Source organism: Halomonas sp. LMYGS-3, from assembly GCF_059509875.1.
Genome location: NZ_JCAKFQ010000029.1, coordinates 12,216 through 33,632 on the forward strand (window position 1 = coordinate 12,216; position 21,417 = coordinate 33,632).

Genomic DNA, 21,417 nt, shown 5'->3' on the forward strand with positions numbered 1-21,417 from the left:
GCCGTTTCAACTTACCGTGGGGGGAGCCACGGGTGAGGGAAATGGAGCGGATTCGCTGTGCGGTTGAAGGGCTCAAGATGGCCGATCAGGAGTCAAGATGGAATTCTGGCGTTTCGATACCTCCGACCCCTCGCTGGGCCCGCTGTTGGAAGGTAGCTACGATCCCCCGCTGGTGACACTTTCCATTGCTATCGCCTGCTTTGCGGGCCTCACGGCGTTGATGCTGGCCGACCGCATGGTCGCGTCGCCCTCGGCCAGGAGCAAGACCTGGTGGCATATCGGCGGTGCGGTGGCCATGGGTTGTGGCATATGGGCGATGCACTTCAGTGCCATGCTCGCCTTCTCCGTGGAAGGGCACGAGCACATGGAATACGCCCTGAGCCTCACGGTGCTGTCGTTGGTGCCGGCGATGCTGGGCAGCGGCGCGGCCCTGCACTTCATGGCACACCCGAAGCCCGAGATGCACCAGTTTCTCGTGGGGGCACTGCTGATGGCCGTCGGCATCGGCAGCATGCACTATACCGGCATGGAAGCCATGCGCATGGAGGGGCTGCGCTATGATGTCCTCTTCTTCGCGCTCTCCATCGTGGTGGCCTTTCTGCTGGCCCTGGCGGCACTCTACCTGCACTTCCGCGTGCGCAGCCTGCCGGCGTTCTCGGAGAGCGGCATGACGCTGGTGGCCGGGGTCTTCATGGGCTTTGCGGTGGCCGGCATGCACTATACGGCGATGGGGGCCTCTCGCTTCTATCGAACTCCCGTGACCACCGCCCATGACTCCCTGCTGTCCCATGGCGGCATGGCCGCGACCATCGGTGGCATCGCCGGCCTGATTCTGGGCCTGAGTCTGCTGGCGAGCTGGGTCGACCGCCAGAAGGCGCTCCAGCGGATGCTGGCGCATCTCGCCAACACCGACGCCCTGACCGGCCTGCCGAACCGGACGCATTTTCGGCAACGCCTTGGGATGGCGCTCTCCCTCAGCCACCGGCATGGTTCGCGCCTGGCCGTGTTGTTCATGGACCTGAATGATTTCAAGACGATCAATGACAGTCTCGGCCATGCCACGGGAGACAGGGTGATCCAGGAGTTTGCGCGGCGACTCACCGCTCCCGTTCGCGTAGACGACACGGTGGCACGCTTCGGTGGCGACGAGTTCATCGTTCTCGTCCAGGACCTGACCACGCCGGAGGACGCGGTCCAGACCGCGGAGCGCTTGCTGCGGGCCATGGATGCGCCGATCGAGTTCGATGACTGGAAACTGCATGTCCGGGCCAGCATCGGCATCAGCATCTATCCGGATGACAGTGAACAGGCCGACGAACTCATCCAGCAGGCCGATGCCGCCATGTACCGGGCGAAGCGCCATGACTGTGGCTATCACTTCTTCGACAAGGCCATGACCGACCGGGCGATGCTGCGGGTGCGGCTGGGAAACGACCTGCGGGATGCCCTGAAGCAGGATCAGCTGTTCCTCCAGTACCAGCCCCAGGTCAACCTGCAAACCGGGCAGTGGACAGGGGTGGAAGCCCTGGCACGCTGGCCGCATCCCCGGGAAGGCGATATCCCGCCGACCACGTTCGTGCCCCTGGCGGAGCGCACCGGCCTGGCATTGTCGCTCGGCGAATGGGCCCTGCGGCGGGCCTGCCACCAGGGGCGGACCTGGCTGGATACCGGCCTGGAGTTCGGGCGCATCGCCGTCAATGTCACGGCCCCCCAACTGGCGCGCCCGGGGTTCGTCACGCAGCTTCGCCGTATCCTGGAAGCTGCCGATTTTCCCGCCCGATACCTGGAGCTGGAGATCACGGAGTCATCCCTGATGCACTCGGACGAGGGCACCATCGGGAGGCTGCACGAACTCCGGCGCATGGGGGTATCCCTGGCGATCGATGATTTCGGGATGGGCTACTCCGCGCTGAGCTATCTCAAGAATCTGCCGATCAACAAGTTGAAGATCGATCGCAGCTTCGTCCATGGCGTCCTCGACGACCCCCGGGACCAGGCCATCATCCGCGCGGTGGCCGATATGGGAGCCAGCCTGGGCTTCACCGTTCTCGCCGAAGGGATCGAAAGCGAGGAGCAGGGGCATTGCGTGCTGCGGCTCGGTTGCCGCCAGGGGCAGGGGTTCCACTTCGCCCTGCCTGCGGATGCCGAGGCGATTGCCGAGGCCCCCAACTGGGCCCGGTGGGAAGATGCCTGAAGCCAATGCCCGGCCGGGCAGCGTCGATGGCGCGTTGGCGGACATTGCCATGTGTGCAGTAGGGTAGAAACAGGCTCATCACCCGACCGGGGGAGAACGCCATGACCGAAGCCCGCATTGCCCAGAAGGCGCCCTATGCCGTCGACGTGGTCGCCGGCAAGACCTATGTGTGGTGCGCCTGCGGTCGCAGCGCCACCCAGCCGTTCTGCGACGGGTCCCACAAGGTGACCGAGCTGCGGCCGGTGGTCTACAAGGCGCAACGCGACGAGACGCTCTACTTCTGCGGCTGCAAGCAGACCGGCACGCCGCCGCTGTGCAACGGCACCCACAAGACGCTGTAGGCCTTGCCTGACAACCGCCTGCGCTTGCCCATCCGGGGACTTTCTCCATGACACCGGGTAACATTCGCCCCAGGAGCAGGCAGTCGAGAGGTGTCGGTGGCGCGACAGCAGCAGGGATTCGTACTCACTCGACACTGGCAGGATACGCAGGTGGGTACCGAGGTGTCGTTCTGGCTGGCGACCGATGACGGCCCCCGGCATGTGCGCCTGCCGGTGCAACCCTCGGTGGCCTTCGTGCCCGCCGAACGGCGCGAGCAGGCCGAGGCGCTGCTGCGCGGCGAGCGTGACGTCGAGCTGCGCGAGCTTAACCTGTGCGACTTCCACCATCGCCCTGTGCTCGGCCTCTACTGCCGCCAGCATCGCCAGTCGATGAACCTCGCCAGGCGGCTGAAACAGGCCGGTGTCGAGGTCTACGAGGCAGATGTCCGTCCGCCGGAGCGCTACCTGATGGAGCGTTTCATCACCGCGCCGGTGTGGTTCACGGATGGCGTGGAGGCCGGTGGCACCCTGGTCGATGTCCAGTTGAAGCCCGCACCGGACTATCGCCCCCGGCTCGGGCTGGCCTCGCTGGACATCGAGACCGACGCCCGCGGCGCGCTCTACTCCATCGCGCTCGAGGGCTGCGGCGAGCGCCAGGTCTATATGCTGGGGCCGGCCAACGGGCAGGGTGGCGAGGCCGATGCCGCCCGGGACTTCGCGCTCGCCTACTGCGACAGCCATGAGGCGCTGCTGGAGAGTCTCAACGGCTGGATCGCCCGGCACGACCCGGATGCCATCATCGGCTGGAATCTGGTGCAGTTCGATCTGCGTATGCTACAGCGGCACGCCGAGCGTCTCGGCGTGCCGCTGTTGCTTGGGCGTGGCGGCGAGCCCCTGGGGTGGCGCGCCCACGCCGGCAATGCCAACCATTTCTTCGCCTCGGCCCCTGGGCGGCTGATCATCGACGGCATCGAGGCGCTGCGCCAGGCGACCTGGAGCTTTCCGTCGTTCAGCCTGGAGAACGTCGCCCAGACGCTGCTCGGCGAGGGCAAGGCCGTCGACAACCCCTACCAGCGCATGGACGCCATCGACCGGATGTTCGCCGAGGACAAGCCTCGGCTTGCCCGCTACAACCTCAAGGACTGCGAGCTGGTCACGCGGATCTTCGCGAAGACCGAGCTGATCGACTTCCTGCTCGAGCGTGCCACCGTCACCGGGCTGCCCGTCGACCGCATGGGCGGCTCGGTGGCGGCCTTCTCGCATCTCTACCTGCCGCGCATGCACCGGCTCGGCTTCGTCGCGCCCAATCTCGTGCAACGCCATGGCGAGCGGCCGGGGGAGGACAGCCCGGGCGGCTTCGTGATGGACTCGCGGCCCGGCCTCTACGACTCGGTGCTGGTGCTCGACTTCAAGAGCCTGTACCCGTCGATCATCCGCACCTTCCTGATCGACCCGGTGGGGCTGGTGGAGGGGCTGCGCCACCCCGACGACGCCGACGCGGTGCCCGGCTTCAAGGGGGCGCGCTTCTCGCGTACCCGCCATGCGCTGCCCGCTATCGTGGCCCGGGTGTGGCGGGGCCGCGAGGCCGCCAAGCGCGAGCGGAATGCGCCGCTCGCCCAGGCGCTGAAGATCATCATGAACGCCTTCTACGGTGTGCTGGGCTCCCGGGGCTGCCGCTTCTTCGACCCGCGGCTCGCCTCGTCGATCACCCTGCGCGGCCACGAGATCATGCGCCGCACGCGCGAGCTGATCGAGGCCGAGGGGTATACCGTTATCTACGGCGACACCGACTCCACCTTCGTCTGGCTGGGCGGCGCCCACGATGAAACGCAGGCCCACGCCATCGGTCGGCGCCTGGCGGCCCGGGTCAACGCCTGGTGGGCCGAGCACCTGCGCGAGGCCTACGGCCTGGAAAGCGCCCTGGAGCTGCAGTTCGAGACCCACTACCGGCGCTTTTTGATGCCCACCATCCGCGGCGCGGAGGAGGGCAGCAAGAAGCGCTACGCCGGGCTGGTGCGCGAGGCGGATGGCGGCGAGCGGGTGGTCTTCAAGGGGCTGGAGACGGTGCGCGCCGACTGGTCGCCGCTGGCCAAGGTCTTCCAGCAGGAGCTCTACCGGCGCATCTTCACCGGCGAGCCACACCGCGAGTTCGTGCGCGACTACGTGCGCCGCACCCTCGCGGGCGAGTTCGACGACCGCCTGATCTACCGCAAGCGACTGCGGCGGCGGCTCGACGACTATCGGCGCAACGTGCCACCCCATGTGCGCGCGGCGCGCCTCGCCGACGACTACAACGACCAGCTGGGCCGGCCGCGGCAGTACCAGGGCGGCGGCTGGATCAGCTACGTGATCACGGTGGCGGGGCCGGAGCCACTGGAAACGCGCCGCTCGGCCATCGACTACCACCACTACCTCACCCGCCAGCTGCAGCCGGTGGCCGACGCCATCCTGCCGTTCGTGGGCGATGACTTCACGGCGCTGATCGACCGCCAGCTGGGGCTGTTCTAGTCGCCCAGCAGGAAGCGGTGGATGCGGGCCATGCGCTGTTGATGCGCCTCGTGGCGATCCATGAACGGATGGTCATACGCCTCGCCGTGGATGACCGTCGCGCCGCGCCGTTCGGCCTCGAGGCGCAGGTCGCGGGTCATGTCGTCATCGAGTACCGAGTCCCGCTGGCCGGTGATCACCAGCAGGCGGCTGGCGTCATCGGGGAGGTGCTCGAGCGGGTCGATGCGGCGTGGGCAGCCGTAGGGAGAGAAGCGGCTGGGGCTGGAGTCGATCACTGCGCGCTCGTAGGCGCCGCCCCGGCCGATCACGTTCATCAGCACGGCGCCGCCCAGCGAGGTGCCGTACAGCAGGCCATGGGGATACCGGGCGTTCATGGCGTCGACGAGTTCCCGGTAATCCTCGATGATGGCGTTGATGCGTCGCCGTCCCTCCGAGTCGCCATAGCCGCGATAGTCGAACACATAGCTGTCGTAGCCGGCGGCGGCGAAGTCGGCCAGGTGCCGGATCATCATGTCGGCGACCATGGCATTGCCCATGGCCATCAGCAGATAGCCGCGCGGCTCGCCCGCTTCGCTCAGGTTGCCATGGGCGGCATACCGGTAGCCGGCCAGGCGCTTGCCGTCGCCGGTGACGAAGGTCGTGGCTTCCACGTGCTCGAGCCCGGCCACGCGGGCGGGGTCGGGAGAGGGCGCCACGCGACTCCATTGCCAGAAGAAGAAACGCTCCTTGACGGGACCGCACACCGTCGTCTCGCGTGCGACGGCCTGGGAGTGGCCCGCCAGGGCCGTGATCATGATCGCCAGCAGTATCCTCAGCATCGTTACCCGGTCCACTCGCTTGCGATGCCTACAGTATGGCAGCGTGCCCACGGCCTTCAGTGCCGGGTGACGGGCCATGGTCACGGCATCGGGATCTCGTTGACCCGCTTCGGGCAGTGGTAGCCGCGCTGCACGGCGGGGCGGTTGGCGATCTCGACATACCAGCGCTTGACGTTGGGGTAGTCGTTCAGGTCGATGCGCTGCCACTCGTGGCGCGAGATCCAGGGCCAGGTGGCCATGTCGGCGATCGTGTAGTCGCCGGCCAGGAAGGCGCGATCGGCCAGGCGGGCATCGAGCACCCGGTAGAGGCGCTCGGCCTCGGCGTGGAAGCGCTGCTCGGCATAGGGCGCCTTGCCGGGGTGGAACTTCAGGAAGTGGTGGACCTGGCCGAGCATCGGGCCCACGCCGCCCATCTGCCACATCAGCCATTCCAGGGTGCGGTAGCGGCCCTCGGCGTCCTCGGGCAGGAAGCGGCCGGTCTGCTCGGCCAGGTAGAGCATGATCGCGCCGGACTCCATCAGCACCATGCCGGTGTCGTTGTCGCGAATCGCCGGGATCTTGTGGTTGGGGCTGACGGCCAGGAAGGCCTCGGCGAACTGCTCGCGGTTGGTGATATCCACGGCGTGGCTGCGGTAGGGCAGCCCGAGCTCCTCGAGCATGATGGAGACCTTGCGGCCGTTGGGGGTGGTCCAGGTCCAGAGATCGATCATGGCGGCGATGTCCTCGGCGAGCGCGCGAGCGGATACCGGCATGGTCGCACACCCCTGCCGGCTTTTTCATCTCGGCCGCCGTCGCTATCGCCCCGGCACGCCGCCCGGATGTGTCGATCCTGGGCTTCCTCGGACGACCATCCGGTAGTCACGCGAGTGACATTGGCCCTGACGGAGGAGGTGCGACATGGCGACAATCCAGAAGATCACCCCATGCTTGTGGTTCGACGACCAAGCCGAAGAGGCGGCAGAGTTTTATACCGGTATCTTCAAGCATTCCAGGATCACGCATATTTCCCGCTATGGAGAGGCGGGGCAGGAGGTCCATGGCAAGCCGCCGGGAAGTGTCATGGTCGTGGCCTTCGAGCTCGAAGGGCAGGCGTTTACCGCTCTCAATGGTGGGCCGGCCTTCCAGTTCAATGAGGCGATCTCACTACAGATCGACTGCGAGTCCCAGGACGAGGTGGATCACTTCTGGGAGAAGCTTTCCGAAGGTGGCGACCCGAATGCCCAGCAGTGCGGCTGGCTCAAGGATAAGTACGGCCTTTCCTGGCAGGTGATTCCCAGGGTGCTGATCGAAATGCTCAGCGATCCCGATCATGAGAAATCGCAAAAGGTGTTTCAGGCAATGCTGGGGATGAAGAAGATCGACATTGCCAAGCTAGATGCCAGTTGAGCGATAGGGTGGGCTATTGTTCGCCGACGATCCCCAGATGCTGGCCCGCCTCGGCGACCTTGAAGGACACCTCCTTCAAGCAGCCGGGCTCGGCAAGGTGGAGATGGCCACCTACCGGGAGCGGCAGGTGGCCGCGATGGCATGAGCTGGCGACAAGGCTGCCCGGCGGTGTAAACGACAGGACGGAGCATAGTCGGGCGGCGCTCCGGGCCATGGGGCATACGGCCCGGAGCGCCGGCCTCAGTCAGCGCTGCTGCATGCAGTTGTCATAGAAGGCCACGGTCGCCGGCCAGTCGCTGAAGATGCCGATCACGCCGACGTCCTGGACGAGCACGTCGAGCGAGATCAGCTTGTCGCCCTCGCGGCGGATCACCTCCTCGGTGGTGCTGTGATACCACTGGCCGCCCTCGGCCAGCGGGCCGGAGCGCTCGAAGGTCCAGGTGATCAGTTCGAGCCCGGCCTCCCTGGCGTGCTCGGCATAGGTCGAGGGCACCACGCGGCTGTCGCCGTCACCGAACTCCGGATTCGCGGCGAGCAGCATCCACATCGGCGGGGCGAGGATCTTCACGCCCTGATCGGCCAGTTCCTGCATGCTCGGCGACCAGGTGGCGGGGTCGGTGTGATCGAAGCCGTCGTCATCGTAGCGGCCGTCCAGGTAGACGGCCTGCTCGCCGAACTCGGGTTCGTTCTCGATCCAGTAGAGCACGTCGTCGAGCAGGAACGACTGGGCGTAGACGTCGCCGGCGGGCACGCCGGCGGCCTTGTACTCGTCGATCATCTTCTGGGCGTAGTCCTGCTGGGAGAAGCCATCGAAGGGCATCTCCACGCTGGGCTCCTTGAGCTCCGGGGTCATCTTCACGCCCAGGGCCTTGAACAGCTCGATGGTGTCGGCGTGGCTCATCAGGGTGCCGCGGGTGTCGTAGAGGTCGGTACGCCACCCGGGGGTGCCGGCGAGATACGCCTCGATGTTGCGTGCCTCGTCGTTGGCGCCCTCCATCTTGCCCTCCAGCGTGCGGAACTCGGCGAGGGTGATGTCGCTGGTGCAGCACTGGATGTCCGCGGCGTTCACGAGCTCGCCACTGTCGGGGTCGAACGCCGGCGGCACGCTGCACTTCTCGGCGAGATCGGTCTCGACGATGTTGGTGGTGGTGTGCAGGTCGCACTGCGAGTGGCGGCAGACGAGCTCGTGATCGCTGGTGAAGGTGACGTCGCACTCGATGATGCCGGCACCGCCCTGGGCGCCGGCCAGGTAGGCCTCCAGGGTGTGCTCGGGAAACTGCAGGGGGGCGCCACGGTGGGAGATGGTCAGCTCGGAGGGCTGCCAGTCACGGTGTTCCGCGGCACAGTTCATCAGCGTGGACTTGAGTTCACCCTCACGGGCGGTCTCTTCGCTCATGTCGTTGACCAGAAACAGCGGGCGAGGGCCCAGGGTCACGTTCCTGGCGGCGGTGATCAGGGCGTCGTCGGCATCGGCGAGGGGAGGAGGGGCGGCGTGGGCGACAGGGCCGAGCGCCAGGACCGTCAGGCATCCCAGGATGGTGAAGAATTTCTTGTTCATGTCGTGTCTCGCTCTCTTCCTTGTTGGCGTCGAGGGGTGAGGCCACTGTGGCGGCGGCGCATGACAACCGTGAGACGTCACGGTGTACTGACCTCCCCCATCTAGCGTAGAAGCTTCACCGAGAACCGTGGCAGGCGCCGGGACGGGGTTCTACAGCGAGACAGGATAACCTCGTGACAAAAAAGTCTGATCGGTTCGAATCACCCTCGCTACACTCAAGGGCGCACCACCATTCCGTTCTTGAGGGGCGTTTAACATGTCAACCGCCAAAGCTACACAAGTGCCCACGGTTCACGAGATTCCCGCAGCGAACTTCGATACCTTCGTCGCCCTGCCGGAGAGCGTCGCCATTGCCTCGCAGCCGATGTTCGACTGGTGGATGCATCACTGGATGGATGCCTCGCATCCGCTGGTCAGGATGCAACAGGCCTGGATGGAATCCATTCTCGAGACGATCCAGGTCGAGGCCGAGTTCCTGACCGCCTGTGCCGTCTCGGGCGAGAAGATGTCGAAATGCTTCTCCGACCCCGATACGCTGCGCAATCCCACTCTGCTGAGCAGCTGCTATCACGAGGTCGCCAGGGACATGACCGATGCCCATCTCTCGCGGCTCGGCAAGGTGGCCGAGCTGCCCAAGGACTTTCGCCAACGGCTCTGGGAAGAGATCTGCTGAACCGACACTCAAGCCGATACTGCCATGAACGGGAAGGGAGGGGGTGCCCCCTCCCTTCCCGTTTTGCCGTGTGTGCCCGCCGACGCTCGGACGAGGAGAGCTCACATCGAGCGCCGGGCCATCAGCATCTCCCGGGTCGCCGGCGGCAGGCACTGGCGGTGGGCCGTGGGATCGAGGTGCGGCGTGAGGATTGGCTCCATGCCCTTGAGCACCTGGACCGGCAGGGCCGAGGTGAAGCGGAAGTTGTCCGATTCGCTGCCGGCCACGTAGGCGGTGAGGGTGCCGAAGTGGTCGTCGCCGAGGTAGAAGACGAAGGTCGCGGTGCGATTGCGCGCCCGGGAGTCGATGACGTGGCCGCCGCGGGTCACCGTCTCGATGCGGTTGTTGCCGGTACCGGTCTTGCCGCCCAGGGTCAGGGCGGTGCCGTCGTCCAGGGCGAAGCTGCCGTGTAGGCGACGGGCGGTGCCACCATCCACTACCTGGGAGAGCGTCTCGCGCAGCACCGCGGCCACTTCCGGGGCCATCACCTGTCGTGCACGGCCCTCGGCCGGCACGAAGCGGGTCTCGTAGGGGGTGGCACCGGCGAAGTGCAGGTCGTCGATGCGCAGGGTCGGGAGGCGTACGCCGTCGTTGAGGATGATCCCGATCAACTCGGCCAGGGCCGCCGGACGGTCGCCCGAGGTGCCCACCGCGGTGGCGAGCGACGGCACCAGGTGCTCGAAGGGGTAGCCCAGGCGCTGCCAGCGCTGGTGAATGTCGCTGAAGGCCTCGACCTCGAGCATGGTGCGGATGCGCACGTCCCGGGCACTGCGGTGGCGGGTCTTGAACAGCCAGCCATAGACCTCCTGGCGTTCCAGCTGGCTGGCCGCGGCGGCCTCGTAGAAGGAGGCCTCGGGATAGTCCAGCAGGTAGCCGAGCAACCACAGCTCCAGCGGGTGCACCTTGGCGATGTAGCCCTGGTCCGACAGCGAATGCTTGCCGGGAGCATGGGCCTCGTAGAGCTCGTCGATGCGCCGATCGCCGAGCGTCTCACCGGGCAGCCGCTCGGCGAGGAAGGCGGCGAAGGTGTCGCGGTCGGCCTCCGGGAAGAGGTAGCGGTGCACCGCGGCGAGGCGTGAGGCCGTGATGCGCAGGCCCCCGAGGAAGGCGTCGAGGCGTTCGTCGCTGCTCAGGGCACGGTACTTGCGCCAGAACCGCTGCAGGAAGACACGCCCCTCCCGGTCGGCAAAGCGCTGCAGGTACTCCAGCCGGCGTGGGTCGCCGTCGTCCGCGAGCAGTTGGCTGCGATGGTCGTTGTGGTGGGTGCTGTAGCGCACCAGGTCGCGCAGCACGCGCACGAAGGGGAGGTTGAGCGATTCGCGCATGGCCTCGGAGAGGGTCGGGTTACGGCCATTGTCCTCGCGGCGGAAGTTGCTGAAGGTATGGCGCCCGCCGCCGGTGAAGAAGGCCTCGTGGGGGCTGGCCGAGTAACGCCGCTCCATGGCGGCCGCAAGGATCTCGTCGAGGCCGATGTCGGGGCGGGCGATCAAGGTATCGAGTACCCAGCGGCTGAGCACGTCCTGACGATCCACCGCCACCTCGCGCAGCGCCTCCACGGACTTGCCGGCATGGCGCTGGTGCAGCTCGGCGATCACCTCCAGGTAGGTCGCCAGTACCCGCAGCTTGGCGGTCGAGCCGAGCTCCAGCTTGCTGCCCTCGTTGATGTCGAAGGGTTGGTCGGTATTGTCGGTCTGCACACGCACGCGGAAGCCGTCGTCGCCCCGCTCGAAGAGGGTGAAACTGTAGCGAACCTCGTGGGTCTTCTCCGGCGACAGCAGGCGTTCGCCGAACAGCCCGATCTCGCGGGCGAAGTCGGGGTCGGCGAGGCGATGCAGGTAATCGGTGACCTGACGCTGCAGGTCGCCGTGGAGCGTGGTGCGAGCCCTCAGGTCGAGACGGTCCAGGTCGTAGAACGGCAGGCCGACCAGGCCGCCGAGGCGGCTGCGGGCCATCTGCAGGCCCTTGTCCAGCTCGACCTGCAGGCGCACCGGGTCCCGGGCGAAGTCGCGGAACTGCAGGCGCTGGCCCAGGGCGGCATCGCGCAGCTCCGGGCTGAGCAGCCCCTCGGCGGCGAGCAGGCGCAGGTGGCTGTCGGTGAGTTGCTCGAGCGCCTGACGGCCGGTGGTGAGGTACCAGGAGGGGCGGCGCTGGGCGATCATCAGGGCGACCACCTGGCGCAGCGCCAGGCCCTGGGCCTCGAGGGTGGCGGACGAGTTGAAGTCGGGGACCAGCAGCCGGTTCAGCTCGTCGAAGTCGGCGCCGAACCAGACCCAGAGTCCGTCGCCGACCCCGTGTACCTCGCCGTAACCGGGTGCCGCCGACAGCGGCACCGAGTTGAGGTAGTCCAGCGCCACGTCCTGTCGTGCGGCCAGCGTCTGTGGCCCTTGCTGGTAGCCGCGTACGCTGGCCGAGACCATCTGGCGCATCTTCTCCATCGGCGAACCGGTCAGCCCGCGCGGGGAGTGCCGGTACTTCTCGACCTGGGTGGCCAGGGTGCTCCCGCCGGAGGCCTGGCCGGACATGTCCAGCGCACGACCCACCTGGGACATGGCGGCCTTGGTGAAGCGTGGCCAGTCCACCGCCGGGTTGGCGTGGGGGGTGTTCTCATCGAGCAGTTGGCGGTTCTCGATGAACAGCAGCACCTGCAGCATCAGCGGCGGGATGGCATCGAAGTGCGGATAGTGACGCTGGGGATGGCGGAATTCGTACAGCGTCTCGCCACGGCACTCTTCCAGGGTCAGGCCGGCGCGGGTCTTCTCCGGGTAGGGCGGGAAGAAGCCGCGACGGGTGTACTCCAGCAGCGCCGGCGAGAAGCGTGCCTGGCGTTCGATGTCGTAGCCGCGACCGAGCAGGCGTTCCTCGATCTGTGACAGCCGGGCATAGCCCAGGCGCTGGTCGAAGGGCCCGTGGCGGGGGAAGAGGATGCGATCGCTCTGCCCGGGAGCGAGGGTGTAGCCCAGCGTGCCGGCATAGCGCGACAGCTCCTGGGCCTGGAAGTGCGAGGTGCGCGCCTCGGCGACCAGCAGGGTGGCCAGGGTGACGGCGAGCAGGGCGAGCAGTAACAGGACCCAGTTGCGCAGCCGGTGGCGTGGCTTCTCGGGCGAATGCGCCGGCTCCAGCGACGGTTCCTGGAGAATGAGCAGTGAGGCACTGGAATGCGCTGCGCCGTTCCCTGGCGATGAGAGGGAGGAAGAGGACTTCCGGTGTGACGACGACCCGCGCGCGCCCATGCACCACCCCCATGAAACCTACGATTACTGATTGTTCCTTTTTGTAGCGTAGTCTGCGGGCAGGCGAAAGTGTATCGGACGAAAAGAAAAAAACAGCGTTCGAGCGGGTCAGGGAGCGCGATAGACGCCGAAGTGCGTCAGCCCCCGGTCGTGCAGGTGCAGGGCCTGCATCCGGCTCATCACCCCCTGGTCACAATAGAGCAGGTAGTGGCGGTCGCCCGGCAGGTCCGCCGCTCGTCCCTGGAGCTCGTAGAAGGGGATCTCGAGGCACGGGACGCCGGGAAGTCGCAGCGGCGCGGCCTCGCGCTCGTCCGGGGGGCGGATGTCGATCACGCTGGCATCACCCAGTTGCTCGAGGGCCTGCGGGGAGTCCACTGTCGTCACCTCGCCGGGGGTGTATCGGCGTTCCATCAGGCGGTCGGAGCGGGTCGTCTCGGTGGCCTCGATGGCGGCCTCGAGCACGGCGAAGTCGAACCCGGCCTCGGCCTGCTCGACGTCACGGGCGCGGGCGCAGGTATGGGGGCGACGGGAGATCACCCCGCAATACTCGGGCATGGTCTCGGCGAAGCGGGCGGTGTCGATGCGGCGCGCCTGGGCGATGATGTCCTGCTTGTCCTCGGTGAGCAACGGACGCAGGATCGGCAGCGTACCGGCCTCGTCGATCAGGGCCAGGTTGGTGAGGGTCTGGCTCGAGACCTGGGCAATGGCGTCGCCGGTGACCAGTGCCGGGATGCGCGCACGGTGGGCGATGCGGTCGGCGGCACGCACCATCATGCGCTTGAGGACCACCCCCATCACGCCATCCGGCACGCTGCGCAGGATCTCGGCGACCACTCCCTCGAAGGGCACCGTGATGAACTTCACCCGATGAGAACTGCCGTAGCGCTGCCAGAGATGGTGGGTGACCTCGCGGACACCGGCCTCGTGGGCCGGCCCCCCCAGGTTGAAGAACAGGAAATGTGTCTTGACGCCGCGTCGCATCATGCGCCAGGCCGCCACCGGTGAGTCGAACCCCCCGGAGATCAGCGCCAGGGCCTGTCCCTGCAGGCCAAGCGGATAGCCCCCGAGGCCGGGCCAGCGGGCGTGGATCAGTCGCAGTCGTCGCTGGACGACCTCCACGGCCACATCCACCTCGGGGCGGGTGAGGTCGACCCTGGCGTCGGGGCTCGCCTCGAGCAATCGACGACCGATCAGGCGTTCGATGTCCTCGGAACTGAAGTCATGTTCGCCCCGGCGGCGGGCGCTGACCCGAAAGCGGCGACCCGCGATGGCCTGCTGCCACAGCGGCACCACCTGGCGGGCGATGTCGGCCAGGTCGGAGAAGGGCACTTCGTGGATGGCCAGCACTTCGTGGATGCCGGGAATGCGTGTCAGCCGTTCCTCCGCCTCCCGGGCCAGCGGTTCGGGAAGCGCTTCCGGGAGGGTGACGTGTAGAGCGTCCCAGGTGTCCTTGACGCTGACCCGATCGTCGAGCCGACGCAGGATGGTGCGCACATTGCCAGCCAGGCAGCGGGTCATGTGCCGGCGGACGGAGCGCGACTTGATGGTGATCTCTGGGAACAGCTTGACAAGATAGTGCATGCGTAAAAAGCGATTCAAAAACAGTCTGTTGACATGATATCAGGGCCGGTGCGGCAGCGCACGACCTCGACCGGCGGGGTCGGGGCTACCCCGGCGCCCCTCGCCAACCGCGATTGCCCTGCCGGCGGATTCCCCGAAGCAGAACGCCCGGCCTTGGCCGGGCGTTCCACTGGCTCGGTGCGGAGTCGTTCAGTAGAGGGCCTGTTCCTCGTCGACGACTTCCTTGAGGACCTCCAGGAAGAGCCGGTCGGCTTCGGAGTGCTCCGCCGGGTCTTCCGGGATATGCACGCTGGTGGTGTCCGATATCTCGTTGGCGATACGTGCCATCGCCTCGGCCTTGCTGCCCTGCGACAGCTGGCGGCGGGCGATCTCCAGCGACTGCTCGAGGATCCTGGGGTCCTGCAGCAGCTTCTTGATGAAGCCGCGCAGTTCGTTGATGACCCGCGTCTTCTGGATTTCCGATGAGGACATGGCGTTCTCCTTGTCGTCATGCTGCCGTGTCGGCGATGGCGTGACGATAGCACGTTTGGCCCCTGGCGGGAGAGAGGGCTGGGTGGTGCTCGGGAGTGCTTTGTAAGTTTTGTCTTACATCAAGAGTCGGCGATGTCTTCGCTTTTAGCATCGATTAGCGATTGGACAATCCCTCCAATTTGGTTACGCTACCTTACAAAGATTAACGATCATAAAAAAGTACTGTGCTCCTCACCTTGGTCCAGCTGAGCTTTCTGGGGCCTCCCCAGGGTGTGGTGCCGCTGTCGAGTAAGGGAAACGGGAAGGGAAGCGCCATCCGCTCTAGCCGGATGAGGCCCGTAATAACAAGAACATAGGCTCAACCTCCTGACAGGCTCACGGCATCGGGTGTCGTACGCCTGCTAAACATGAAAGGGAACTCAAATGACATTCGCAACCGACTCTCTGCGTGCCCGGGGCGCTCACCGACTGGCGCGGGCCATCGTGGTGGGTGCCTCGCTCACCCTGCTGCCGCTGGCCGCCGCCGTGGCTCAATCCTTGCCACCCGGCCTGGCGGCACCCGGCTCGGCCGACCTGCAGCAGGTGGTGCAGCGTGCCATCACCACCAACCCCGAGGTTCAGGCGGCCTGGAACGGCCTGCGCGCCTCCGGTCATGACGTCGGTGTGGCACGTGGCAACTACCTGCCGAGCATCGATGTCGCCGCCGGCATCGGGCGCGAGGATCTCGAGGGCGATGGACGCGGCAGCTACGATACCGACTTCGCCGAACTGACACTCACCCAGATGCTCTACGATGGCTTCGCCACGCGCAGCGAGGTGGAGCGCCTCGACCGTGCCAAGTTGGTGCGTTACTACGAACTGCTGGGCGCGAGCGAGAACGTCGCCCTGGAAGCCGCCCGGGCCTATCTGGATGTCAGCCGCTATCGCGAACTGGTGCGCCTGGCCCAGGACAACTATGCCGATCACCTGCGGGTCTATCACCAGATCGAGGAGCGAGCGCGATCCGGTGCCGGTCGCGGCGTCGACCTGGAGCAGATCAGCGGCCGCCTGGCACTCGCCGAGTCGAACCTGATGACCGAGGCCTCCAACCTGCATGACGTCACGGCGCGCTATCAGCGCATCGTCGGCGAGTTGCCCGCGGAGAACCTCGCCCCCGCTCCTGAGCTCGACGATCGCCTGCCGCCCTCGGTGGCCGAGGCCGTCGACCTGGCCTTCACCGGCAACCCGGAATTCCACGCCGCCATCGAAAACATCGAGGCATCGCGGGCCGAGCGCGAGGGGGCTCGCTCCGGTTTCCACCCGCGCCTCGACCTGCGTGGCCGCACCGGCACCAACAACGAGAGCGGCATCGACGGGCGTCGCGACCGGCACAGCATCGAGCTGGTGGCCAGCATGAACCTCTACCGCGGCGGCAGTGACCTGGCGTCGTTCCGGGCCGCGTCCGATCGGGTCGAGCAGGCGATCGATCAGCGCGAAGTGGCTTGCACCAACGTGCGCCAGACCACCCAGATCGCCTACAACGACACCCAGCGCCTGCGCGAGCAGCTCAGCTACCTGAACCAGCACCGCCAGTCCATCGACCGGGTGCGGGGCGCCTACCAGCAGCAGTTCGACATCGGCCAGCGGACCCTGCTCGACGTGCTGGACAGCGAGAACGAGTACTTCGAGGCCAGCCGTGCCCATGTCAACGCCCAGTACGACGTGATCCTGGCCGATGCGCGTACCCTGGCCGCCATGGGCCAGTTGATGCAGGCCCTGAATGTGCGTCGTGACGACATGCCGACCCTGGCCGAAATGGGCAGCGACGGGGTGGAGATCAACCCCGACGTGATCTGTCCTGCCCAGGGGCCGACCGGCTTCACCCTCGATGATTTCACGCGGGGCATCAGTGCCCCGGCACCGACCCGGGCCCCGGACGTCACCCTTTCCGCCGACGCCTTGTTTGCCGTCAACAGCGCTGAACTCTCCGCCGATGCCCGCGGCGAGCTTTCCCGGCTGGCCTCGCAGATCCGTGATCGCACCGACCTGGCGCGGGTCTTCATCGCCGGCCATGCCGACAGCACCGGCAGTGACGCCATCAACGACCCGCTCTCCCAGGCGCGGGCCGACAGCGTCGCCGATCACCTGGTCGGCGAGGGAGTCAGCCGCGGCCTGATCGAAACCCGCGGGTACGGCTCCCGCCAGCCGGTGGCGAGCAACGACAGCGTCGCCGGCCGCCGCCAGAACCGCCGGGTCGAGGTGACCCTGGAGCGGGTCGGCGAGAATCTCGACATGAGCTTCCGGCCCGTCCAGGAACACTCCCTCGGCCTCGCCGCCGGCGGCGAGGCGCTCTCCCGCGGTGTGGCGGGGCAACATCAGAGGTAGGTGTGACGCAACGAGAACATCTGGACCCGCCCCCGGGGCCATCGAGAGCCGCCGTCAGGGATGAGCTTCTCGAATGCCTCCAGACCATTGCCCTGGTGCATGACCACGCGGCGTCGGCGGAATCCCTCACCGCGGGTCTGCCCCTCGAGGAGGGGCGGCTGACCCCGGCGATCTTTCCCCGCGCTGCCTCCCGGGCCGGGCTCACCGCGCGGATCGTCAAGAGCCGCCTGGTGCAGCTCAACCCCGCCCTGCTGCCCGCCGTCTTGCTGCTCGAGCCGGGACGCGCCTGCGTGCTGGTGGCGCTGGATCTCAAGGCACGCCGTGCCCGGGTGGTCTTCCCCGAACTGGGCGAGGCCGAGACCGAGGTCGGCCTCGATGGCCTCCAGTCGAGCTACGGTGGCCAGGCGATCTATGTGCGCCCGCGCTTCCATTTCGATGCCCGCGGGCCCGAGGTCAACAAGCAGCGCGCGCGTCACTGGTTCTGGGGGGTGATCCGCGAGAACCGCAAGCTCTACCGGGACGTGATCGCCGGTTCGCTGGTGATCAACCTGTTTGCCGTGGCGATGCCGCTGTTCGTGCTCAACGTCTACGATCGGGTGGTGCCCAACCACGCCACCGAGACGCTCTGGGTGCTGGCCGTCGGCATCTTCGTGGTGCTCTGCTTCGACCTGGCGCTGCGCCTGATGCGCAACGCCTTCGTCGACCTGGCGGCGAGTCGGGCCGACGTCAAGCTGTCGTCGTCGATCATGGCCCGGGTGCTGGGCCTGAGGATGGAGGCCCGGCCGGCCTCCACCGGGTCGTTCGCCGCGACCCTGCAGTCCTTCGAGTCGGTGCGCGGCTTCATCGGCTCGGCCACGGTGGTGGCGCTGGTCGACCTGCCCTTCGTGCTGCTGTTCGCCGGCATCATCGCGCTGATCGGCCCGCCGCTGGTGCTGCCGGTGCTGGTGGGCATCGTCGTCGTGCTGCTCTATGCCATGGCGGCCCAGGGCAAGCTCCATGAGCTCTCCGAGACCACCTGGCGGGTGGGCGCCCAGCGCAACGCCACCCTGGTCGAGTCGATCTCGCACCTGGAGACGGTCAAGGCGCTGCGCGCCGAGAGCCGCATCCAGGGCGTCTGGGAGAAGGCCTCGGCCTACCTGTCGCGCACCGCCGCCCAGCTGCGCCTGGTCAGTTCCTCGGTCTCCAGCGTGGCGCTCTGGGCCCAGCACAGCGTCGCCGTCTGCGTGATCCTCATCGGTGTCTACCTGATCATCGACGGCAGCCTGAGCCAGGGGGGCTTGATCGCCGCCTATCTGCTGTCGTCGCGCGCCATGGCCCCGGTCAGCCAGGCCGCGGTCCTGCTGGCCCAGTACCACCAGTCCTCCACGGCACTGCAGTCGCTCGACGCGGTGATGGCGCGGCCGGTGGAGCGCCCCGACGGCAAGCAGTTCGTCAACCGGCCGGTGGTACGCGGCGAGATCCGCTTCGACAAGGTGAGCTTGCGCTATCCCGACGAGGAGCGCGACGCCCTGCGCGACGTCTCGCTCGTGATCGAGCCCGGCGAGAAGGTCGCCCTGCTCGGCCGGGTGGGCTGCGGCAAGTCGACCCTCAACAAGCTGATGCTCGGGCTCTATGCCCCCAGTGCCGGGGCGGTGATGGTCGACGGCGTCGACATCCGCCAGTTCGATCCCCTCCAGCTGCGTCGCCATATCGGCTATGTGCCCCAGGACGTCAGCCTGTTCTTCGGGTCGCTGCGCGACAACATCGTGGCCGGTGGCGGCAGCGACGGGGTGGACGACGAGGCGCTGCTGCGGGCGATCGAACTCGCCGGCCTGGAGAGCCTGGTCAATGGGCACCCCCACGGCGTCGACCTGCAGGTCGGCGAACGGGGCCAGGCGCTCTCCGGTGGTCAGCGTCAGGCGGTGGCCATCGCGCGCGCCCTGGTCCACGACCCCCAGATCCTGTTGCTCGACGAACCGACCAGCGCCATGGACCACGCCAGCGAGGAGACTTTCAAGGTCAACCTCAAGGCCTACGCCCAAGGCAAGACCCTGGTCGTCGTTACCCACCGCACCTCGCTACTGTCGCTGGTCGACCGCATCGTGGTCATCGACGCCGGCAAGGTCGTGGCCGACGGCCCCCGCGACAAGGTGGTGGAGGCCCTGCGCAAGGGGCAGATCGGGAGGGCCGGCTGATGGCGAAGAAAGACAGCACCGCCGAGCAGCAGGGCTTCGAGGCGATCGGGCGCTTCTCCGAGGTGGGCGGCAAGCCCTTCCGGCCCTTCATCGACCGGCTGTTCGCCAGGCGCGTCACCGCCGCGCATCTCAACCGCGACTGGGCCAGCGATGCCGACTGGGCACGGCTCCAGCAGGACCCGATCCGGGCCCGCGCCTTCCTGTATGTGGTGCTGCTGGCGGTGGCGGCGTTGATCACCTGGTCGTATTTCGCCTCCATCGACGAGGTGACCCGCGGCACTGGGCGGGTGATTCCCTCCAGCCAGCTGCAACGGGTCCAGACCTTCGACGGCGGCGTGGTGCAGGAGATCCGGGTGCGCGAGGGGGAAAGGGTCGAGGCCGGTCAGGTGCTGATGAGCATCGACCCGACCCGCTTCGTCTCCAGCTTCCGCGAGAACCGCGCCCAGGCGCTGTCGCTGGAAGCCCGCGCCGAGCGGCTGCGGGCACTGATCACCGAGACACCGTTCGACCCCTCCGAGACGCTGCGTGTCGAGGCGCCCGGCATCGTCGCCCAGGAGCGCGAGGTCTACGAGAGCCGTCGCGAGGAGCTGCGCGAGCAGGAGAGCATCCTCGCCGATCGCATCCGACAGCGCGAGGAGGAGCTGCGCGAGGCCCGAGCCAGGCGGGATACCGCCCAGCGTGAGGCCAACATGGCCGGCCAGGAGCTCAACCTGACGCGCCCCCTGCTGCAGTCCGGTGCGGTGTCCGAGGTCGAGGTACTGCGCCTGCAGCGGGAGGTGTCGCGCGCCACCGGCGAACGCGACCAGGCCGCTGCGGCCGTATCGCGTCTGGAGGCCGCCGTGGAGGAGGCGCGCACCCAACTGAGCGAGGTCAGGACCGAGCGGCGCAGCGACTGGCAGAACGATCTGGCCCAGACCCTGGGTGACCTCAACGCCCTGGACGAATCCAGCGCCGGGCTGCAGGACCGGGTGCGCCTGGCCGAGGTGCGCTCGCCGGTGAGCGGCGTGGTGCAGCGCCTGGCCATCAATACCATCGGCGGGGTCGCCCAGCCCGGGCAGGAAGTGGTGGAGATCGTCCCCAGCGACGACCAGCTGCTGGTCGAGGCGCGCATCGCCCCGCAGGACATCGCCTTCCTGCGCCCCGGTCAGCCGGCCACCATCAAGCTCACCGCCTACGACTTCGCCATCTATGGCGGGCTGTCGGCCGAGCTCGATCACATCAGCGCCGACACCATCACCGATGACAACGACAACACCTTCTATCTGGTGCGTGTGCGAACCCGCGAGGGCGATGACATTGCCGGCGAGTTGGCGGTGATCCCCGGCATGACCGCCCAGGTCGACATCATGACCGGCAAGCGTACCGTGATGCAGTACCTGCTCAAGCCCGTGCTGCGGGCCTGGAGTGACTCCATGGGAGAGCGATGATGGCCCATCTCTTCGTCTGTCAGGGGCATGACGAGATCCCGCGCTGGCGAACGGCCTTTCCCGAGGCGCGCCTGGTGAGCCCGCAGCAGGCTCGGGCCCGGACCGGTCGCGGCGATCGGGCCTGGGTGATGAGCAACCTCCAGGACTGGCCCGCCCTGGTGTCTACCCTCAGCGGGCGAGGCGCCACCCTGACGGTGTTGAGCTATGCGCCGAACTCCCTCGAAGCCTTCCAGGCGTTGAATGCCGGCGCACGGGGCTACGCCCATGCGCTCTCGCCACCGGAGCTGCTGCGCCAGGTCGAGGTGGTGACCACCAACCAGGGGATCTGGGTCTGGCCCGAGCTGCTCGCCCAGGTCGTGGGCGGCACCTTCAAGGCGCTGGGGGGCGAGTCCCGGCTACAGGAGGAGACCCTCTCCGCGCTCACCGAGCGGGAACGGGCGGTGGCCCTGGCGGTGGCCGAGGGGCAAAGCAACAAGGAGGTCGCCCGGCGGCTCGACATCACCGAGCGCACCGTCAAGGCCCACCTGGGCGCGGTGTTCCGCAAGCTCGGGGTGCGGGACCGCATGCAGCTGATCCTGCGGCTCTCGCATCAGGACGCGAGCATAGCCGATTCGGGGCGATGAATGCCGACTTCGATCAGGCAGGGCGACGCACTCGCTTTTGCCGCCTTCCCT

At 67.3% G+C, this 21,417-nt stretch carries 16 protein-coding genes; 10 read left to right on the forward strand and 6 right to left on the reverse strand.

Features of this window, described 5'->3' with window-relative positions; all coding sequences use genetic code 11:
- Positions 1-97: 97 nt before the first annotated feature.
- From AC5W54_RS19290 to AC5W54_RS19300, 3 genes are all read left to right on the forward strand, one after another.
- A complete protein-coding gene (locus tag AC5W54_RS19290) occupies positions 98-2,194 on the forward strand; it encodes a putative bifunctional diguanylate cyclase/phosphodiesterase (protein WP_495963724.1) in 2,097 nt (698 codons plus the stop codon).
- 101 nt (positions 2,195-2,295) lie between these two features.
- Positions 2,296-2,535: a CDGSH iron-sulfur domain-containing protein gene (locus AC5W54_RS19295; protein ID WP_495963725.1), complete on the forward strand. Its 240-nt coding sequence runs from the start codon at positions 2,296-2,298 to the stop codon at positions 2,533-2,535.
- 96 nt (positions 2,536-2,631) lie between these two features.
- Positions 2,632-5,022: a DNA polymerase II gene (locus tag AC5W54_RS19300; RefSeq protein ID WP_495963726.1), complete on the forward strand. Its 2,391-nt coding sequence runs from the start codon at positions 2,632-2,634 to the stop codon at positions 5,020-5,022.
- Here AC5W54_RS19300 and AC5W54_RS19305 read toward each other — a convergent pair.
- Complete coding sequence (locus AC5W54_RS19305) at positions 5,019-5,840, reverse strand: alpha/beta hydrolase (RefSeq protein ID WP_495963727.1); 822 nt, start codon at positions 5,838-5,840, stop codon at positions 5,019-5,021. The genes AC5W54_RS19300 and AC5W54_RS19305 overlap by 4 nt on opposite strands.
- Before the next feature lie 80 nt (positions 5,841-5,920).
- On the reverse strand, positions 5,921-6,592 hold the full coding sequence (locus AC5W54_RS19310; RefSeq protein ID WP_495963728.1) for a glutathione S-transferase family protein: 672 nt from the start codon (positions 6,590-6,592) through the stop codon (positions 5,921-5,923).
- 145 nt (positions 6,593-6,737) lie between these two features.
- Here AC5W54_RS19310 and AC5W54_RS19315 point away from each other — a divergent pair, with 145 nt between their 5' ends.
- Positions 6,738-7,226: a VOC family protein gene (locus AC5W54_RS19315; RefSeq protein WP_495963729.1), complete on the forward strand. Its 489-nt coding sequence runs from the start codon at positions 6,738-6,740 to the stop codon at positions 7,224-7,226.
- A gap of 16 nt (positions 7,227-7,242) precedes the next feature.
- Positions 7,243-7,371, forward strand: coding sequence for a hypothetical protein (locus AC5W54_RS19320; RefSeq protein ID WP_495963730.1), 129 nt, complete (start codon positions 7,243-7,245; stop codon positions 7,369-7,371).
- A 99-nt stretch (positions 7,372-7,470) separates the two neighbouring features.
- On the opposite strand, the gene AC5W54_RS19325 is transcribed toward AC5W54_RS19320, so the two are convergent.
- Positions 7,471-8,784 carry a glycerophosphodiester phosphodiesterase family protein gene (locus tag AC5W54_RS19325; protein WP_495963731.1) on the reverse strand — a complete coding sequence of 438 codons (1,314 nt, stop codon included), beginning with the start codon at positions 8,782-8,784 and terminating at the stop codon, positions 7,471-7,473.
- 256 nt (positions 8,785-9,040) lie between these two features.
- Here AC5W54_RS19325 and AC5W54_RS19330 point away from each other — a divergent pair, with 256 nt between their 5' ends.
- Complete coding sequence (locus AC5W54_RS19330; protein ID WP_495963732.1) at positions 9,041-9,457, forward strand: hypothetical protein; 417 nt, start codon at positions 9,041-9,043, stop codon at positions 9,455-9,457.
- A gap of 101 nt (positions 9,458-9,558) precedes the next feature.
- Here the strand turns inward: AC5W54_RS19330 and AC5W54_RS19335 are convergent, their stop codons facing one another.
- From AC5W54_RS19335 to AC5W54_RS19345, 3 genes are all read right to left on the reverse strand, one after another.
- Positions 9,559-12,726: a transglycosylase domain-containing protein gene (locus AC5W54_RS19335; RefSeq protein WP_495963733.1), complete on the reverse strand. Its 3,168-nt coding sequence runs from the start codon at positions 12,724-12,726 to the stop codon at positions 9,559-9,561.
- A 108-nt stretch (positions 12,727-12,834) separates the two neighbouring features.
- Positions 12,835-14,307, reverse strand: a complete 1,473-nt coding sequence (thiI, locus tag AC5W54_RS19340) for a tRNA uracil 4-sulfurtransferase ThiI (RefSeq protein WP_495963734.1) — start codon at positions 14,305-14,307, stop codon at positions 12,835-12,837.
- Between the two features lie 189 nt (positions 14,308-14,496).
- The gene (locus AC5W54_RS19345) at positions 14,497-14,778 is read right to left on the reverse strand and encodes a hypothetical protein (protein ID WP_495963735.1); all 282 of its coding nucleotides are present in this window, start codon (positions 14,776-14,778) and stop codon (positions 14,497-14,499) included.
- Between the two features lie 423 nt (positions 14,779-15,201).
- On the opposite strand from AC5W54_RS19345, the gene AC5W54_RS19350 reads away from it, so the two are divergent.
- From AC5W54_RS19350 to AC5W54_RS19365, 4 genes are read left to right on the forward strand one after another with little or no spacing between them, the layout of a single operon-like run.
- A complete protein-coding gene (locus AC5W54_RS19350; protein WP_495963736.1) occupies positions 15,202-17,142 on the forward strand; it encodes a TolC family outer membrane protein in 1,941 nt (646 codons plus the stop codon).
- A gap of 2 nt (positions 17,143-17,144) precedes the next feature.
- Positions 17,145-19,316, forward strand: coding sequence for a type I secretion system permease/ATPase (locus AC5W54_RS19355; protein WP_495963737.1), 2,172 nt, complete (start codon positions 17,145-17,147; stop codon positions 19,314-19,316).
- Positions 19,316-20,743 carry an HlyD family type I secretion periplasmic adaptor subunit gene (locus AC5W54_RS19360; protein ID WP_495963738.1) on the forward strand — a complete coding sequence of 476 codons (1,428 nt, stop codon included), beginning with the start codon at positions 19,316-19,318 and terminating at the stop codon, positions 20,741-20,743. The genes AC5W54_RS19355 and AC5W54_RS19360 overlap by 1 nt, the downstream gene beginning before the upstream one ends.
- A complete protein-coding gene (locus AC5W54_RS19365) occupies positions 20,743-21,366 on the forward strand; it encodes a response regulator transcription factor (protein ID WP_495963739.1) in 624 nt (207 codons plus the stop codon). The genes AC5W54_RS19360 and AC5W54_RS19365 overlap by 1 nt, the downstream gene beginning before the upstream one ends.
- Positions 21,367-21,417 lie beyond the last annotated feature (51 nt).

What these genes read in the sequence shown, in the direction of transcription:
- AC5W54_RS19290 (WP_495963724.1), top strand. Translation starts at nt 98, where the DNA reads ATGGAATTCTGGCGTTTCGATACCTCCGACCCCTCGCTGGGCCCGCTG.
- AC5W54_RS19295 (WP_495963725.1), top strand. Translation starts at nt 2,296, where the DNA reads ATGACCGAAGCCCGCATTGCCCAGAAGGCGCCCTATGCCGTCGACGTG.
- AC5W54_RS19305 (WP_495963727.1), bottom strand. Translation starts at nt 5,840, where the DNA reads ATGCTGAGGATACTGCTGGCGATCATGATCACGGCCCTGGCGGGCCAC.
- AC5W54_RS19310 (WP_495963728.1), bottom strand. Translation starts at nt 6,592, where the DNA reads ATGCCGGTATCCGCTCGCGCGCTCGCCGAGGACATCGCCGCCATGATC.
- AC5W54_RS19315 (WP_495963729.1), top strand. Translation starts at nt 6,738, where the DNA reads ATGGCGACAATCCAGAAGATCACCCCATGCTTGTGGTTCGACGACCAA.
- AC5W54_RS19325 (WP_495963731.1), bottom strand. Translation starts at nt 8,784, where the DNA reads ATGAACAAGAAATTCTTCACCATCCTGGGATGCCTGACGGTCCTGGCG.
- AC5W54_RS19330 (WP_495963732.1), top strand. Translation starts at nt 9,041, where the DNA reads ATGTCAACCGCCAAAGCTACACAAGTGCCCACGGTTCACGAGATTCCC.
- AC5W54_RS19335 (WP_495963733.1), bottom strand. Translation starts at nt 12,726, where the DNA reads ATGGGCGCGCGCGGGTCGTCGTCACACCGGAAGTCCTCTTCCTCCCTC.
- thiI (WP_495963734.1), bottom strand. Translation starts at nt 14,307, where the DNA reads ATGCACTATCTTGTCAAGCTGTTCCCAGAGATCACCATCAAGTCGCGC.
- AC5W54_RS19345 (WP_495963735.1), bottom strand. Translation starts at nt 14,778, where the DNA reads ATGTCCTCATCGGAAATCCAGAAGACGCGGGTCATCAACGAACTGCGC.
- AC5W54_RS19350 (WP_495963736.1), top strand. Translation starts at nt 15,202, where the DNA reads ATGACATTCGCAACCGACTCTCTGCGTGCCCGGGGCGCTCACCGACTG.
- AC5W54_RS19360 (WP_495963738.1), top strand. Translation starts at nt 19,316, where the DNA reads ATGGCGAAGAAAGACAGCACCGCCGAGCAGCAGGGCTTCGAGGCGATC.
- AC5W54_RS19365 (WP_495963739.1), top strand. Translation starts at nt 20,743, where the DNA reads ATGGCCCATCTCTTCGTCTGTCAGGGGCATGACGAGATCCCGCGCTGG.